The organism is Candidatus Korarchaeota archaeon NZ13-K, assembly GCA_003344655.1.
Classification (GTDB): domain Archaea; phylum Korarchaeota; class Korarchaeia; order Korarchaeales; family Korarchaeaceae; genus Korarchaeum.
The window spans coordinates 1-2,944 of sequence record MAIU01000118.1; the positions used below are offsets into that span (position 1 = coordinate 1).

Here is a 2,944-nt window from a genome sequence, read left to right on the forward strand (position 1 = left end):
AGCAGGTCCTCAGCCCCCCTCCTAAGGGACTCGGGATCCCCGGGATGGCCCAGGCTGGCCAGTAGGTCGACCCCCAGGAAGAGCTTGGCATCCACCCTGAGCCTCCCGGGATCTATGAACTCAAGCTCAGGCTGGGGAGGCACCCCGGAGGGGTGAAGCACGTCAGCGTAGCTTACCCTGCTCAACGGGGGGCTCTCGACATCAGCCAGCGCCCTTAGGATAGAATCATCGTCCGCTTCGATGACTCTCTCCAGGGATTCCACTATCTGCATGAAAATACCCCGCTTCCAGGGGCCCTCAAGATAAAAAGTTGTCGAGCGATCCCATGATCAGGTGACATGTCCCAGCGAGCTCCCTGAATGGGCTGAAACCGCCTGCAGGATCTCAAACGCCCCCAGCTTCGCACTAAACTCATGATGCGTCGCGACCCAGGACCGCCCTCCTGACGTTCAGGGTTCCCATCTTCTCCAGCTCCAGGAAGCCCCCTATGGCCTTCTCCGCGAAGTAACCGCTCCTCAGCCAGTCGAAGAACCACTGCTCGAGGTAGTTCACATCTCCCTGGACCATCCCGTATCCCCCCTTGATCAGCCACCTCATGTTCGACACCTCGTGCGAACCTACGGGCTCCGAGGCGAGTATTGGTATGCCTAGCGCAGCGTAGAAGGAAAGTTCCGATGGTTTGGTCCAAAGTATGTCGCTCCTCCTCAGGGCCTCGTTGAACCTCTCAATGTAGCGCTCGGGGCTCTCCTCGAAGACTATTATTATCGTCTCATCCAGCAGCCCCCTCATCCCGAGCCTGTCCACCCAGCGAATGAAGTGATCCCTCAGCTCCCTCCTGATCCCGACGGAGATAACCAGCCTCATCTCACCCCTGCTAAGCTGGGCTGAGAGCTTCCTGAGGATGGAGACGCCCAGCCTCGCCTGAACACCTGTCCCCCCCACGGAGAACATTATCGTCAGGGGATGATCCGAGCTCTCAGGGATCCCCCCAAGCCTCTCCTTCAGCAGGGATGCGTACCTATCCGTGAGGACCCCCCTGGGGTCCAGGTTGGGCAGCCTCTTCGAGAAGTCCTCCTTCACCACGCTCATGTCCTCCCCCACGAGCTCCATGGGGAGGGGAAAGCCCGTCAGCACTATGTTCTCCTCCCTGACACCGTAGTCCTTCAGCCTCTCAACCACCCTCTCCGTGGGGGCCAGGTACCTTATCCTCGAGCCCCTGGGCCTCAGTGGAGCCCAGGTCCTGGCTATGTCGGCGTCGCAGATGACGCAGTAGATCTCCCCCGGGTAGCCGTGGTGCTCCGCCATGAAGGCGGGAATGAAATATGTGGCTATCATCGGGAGGGGATCCCTGGAGAGCTTCCTTATGAGGTCCCTCCCGAATCCGGATCCTATGAGTCCGTAAATCATCAGAAGGGCCATGTTCGGCCTGGAGAGATCCCTCCTAGGGTAGAAGCTCGGGACCCTCTGGAAGTAATCGAAGGAGAGGAAGGCGAGCCTCCCCAGGGCCGGTATCTCGACTGACCTGGTGATCCCGGAGTAACCTGAGGAGATGACCCTCCAGAGGGCTCTATCCATCCTGGGGATTCCCTCGTATTCATCAGCCCTCACGAGCTCCGCGAATCCCCTCAGGGGGTGGGCAGCCCTGAGATGACCGTAGCCAACCATGGAGTAGACGGCGTAGCTCATGCAACGCCCTGCGGGCCACGGATCCCGAGGAATTATAAAGGATTCCAATGCATCCGTCAGCCCTCTCAAGTGAGCTAGAGCTCCTAGAGCCGAACACACCGGCGCGGACCTCATTAGAAAATTTTCCAGAAAACTCCTGCAGCTTCGGCATGTCTCCAGCGACTGCAAAACATTTATCAATTTCCCCCAACGCGGGAGTCGCACCGGGTGGTGGCATGGTCTCGATATATGCTGAAAAAATTCTACGGATAAACCTGAAGACAAAAAAGATTAGCACAGAACCTCCGAGGAGGGACTGGCTCGCCCTCTACCTGGGGGGGAGGGGGCTGGGGATAAGGTACGTGTACGAGGAGGTGCCCCCGGGAGCCGATGCCCTGGGCCCGGAGAACAAGGTTGTGATAGCCACAGGTCCCCTGACGGGCACGATAGCTCCGCTCAGCGGGAGGTTCACCGTGGTCTCCAAGTCCCCCAAGACTGGCACGATCAACGACAACTACGTGGGAGGCTCCTTCGGACCGGAGCTCAAGTACGCGGGCTACGATGCCGTGATAATAGAGGGTGCGTCAGAAAGCCCTGTTTACGTCTACATAAGCGATGGAAACGTCGAGATAAGGGATGCAAGCCACCTGTGGGGGATGAGAGTGAGGGAGGCCATGGAGGAGCTTAGGAAGGAGCACGGAAGCAACGCCAGGACTATGGTCATAGGGCCGGCCGGCGAGAGGCTCAGCCTCATATCATCAGTCCACGTCGATGAGTACTTCGTGGCAGCCAGGGGAGGAATAGGAGCTGTCTTCGGATCAAAGAAGCTCAAGGGAGTCGTTGTCAAGGCTGAGGAGAGGAAGATCGAGATTCCTAATCCGGGAAGGTTCAGGGAGACCATAACGAGGCTGATGAAGGAGAGCGTCCTCACCGAGGCGAACCTGTGGGCTAAGACAGATGGGACACCCATAATAGTGGACCTGAGCAACAACGTGGGGGCGCTTCCCCACCTGAACTTCAGGGAGGGATACTACGAGTACGCTAAGTTCATAAACACGGATGTCGTGAAGCAGAAGTTCCACAGCAGGTTCGCCTGCCACTCCTGCCCGCTCGCATGCAAGAGGAAGATAAAGACGAGGAGAGGTGTCATAAAGGCACCGGAGTACGAGACGATAGGGATGATGGGATCCAATCTGGGGTTCAAGGACATGGATGATCTCGCTTACGCGGCCGAGGTGGCCGATAACCTGGGACTGGACACGATAAGCCTGGGGAACCT

Annotated in this window: 3 protein-coding genes; 1 reads left to right on the top strand and 2 read right to left on the bottom strand. The window is 58.2% G+C overall.

Translation table 11 applies throughout. The annotated features are described in order from the left end of the window. The coding region (locus tag BA066_07570) for a hypothetical protein (protein RDD52833.1) at positions 1-272 on the bottom strand (272 nt) is incomplete at its 3' end. 139 nt (positions 273-411) lie between these two features. Further along, a complete protein-coding gene (locus tag BA066_07575; GenBank protein RDD52834.1) occupies positions 412-1,686 on the bottom strand; it encodes a hypothetical protein in 1,275 nt (424 codons plus the stop codon). Between the two features lie 215 nt (positions 1,687-1,901). Here BA066_07575 and BA066_07580 point away from each other — a divergent pair. Next, the coding region (locus tag BA066_07580; protein ID RDD52835.1) for an aldehyde ferredoxin oxidoreductase at positions 1,902-2,944 on the top strand (1,043 nt) is incomplete at its 3' end.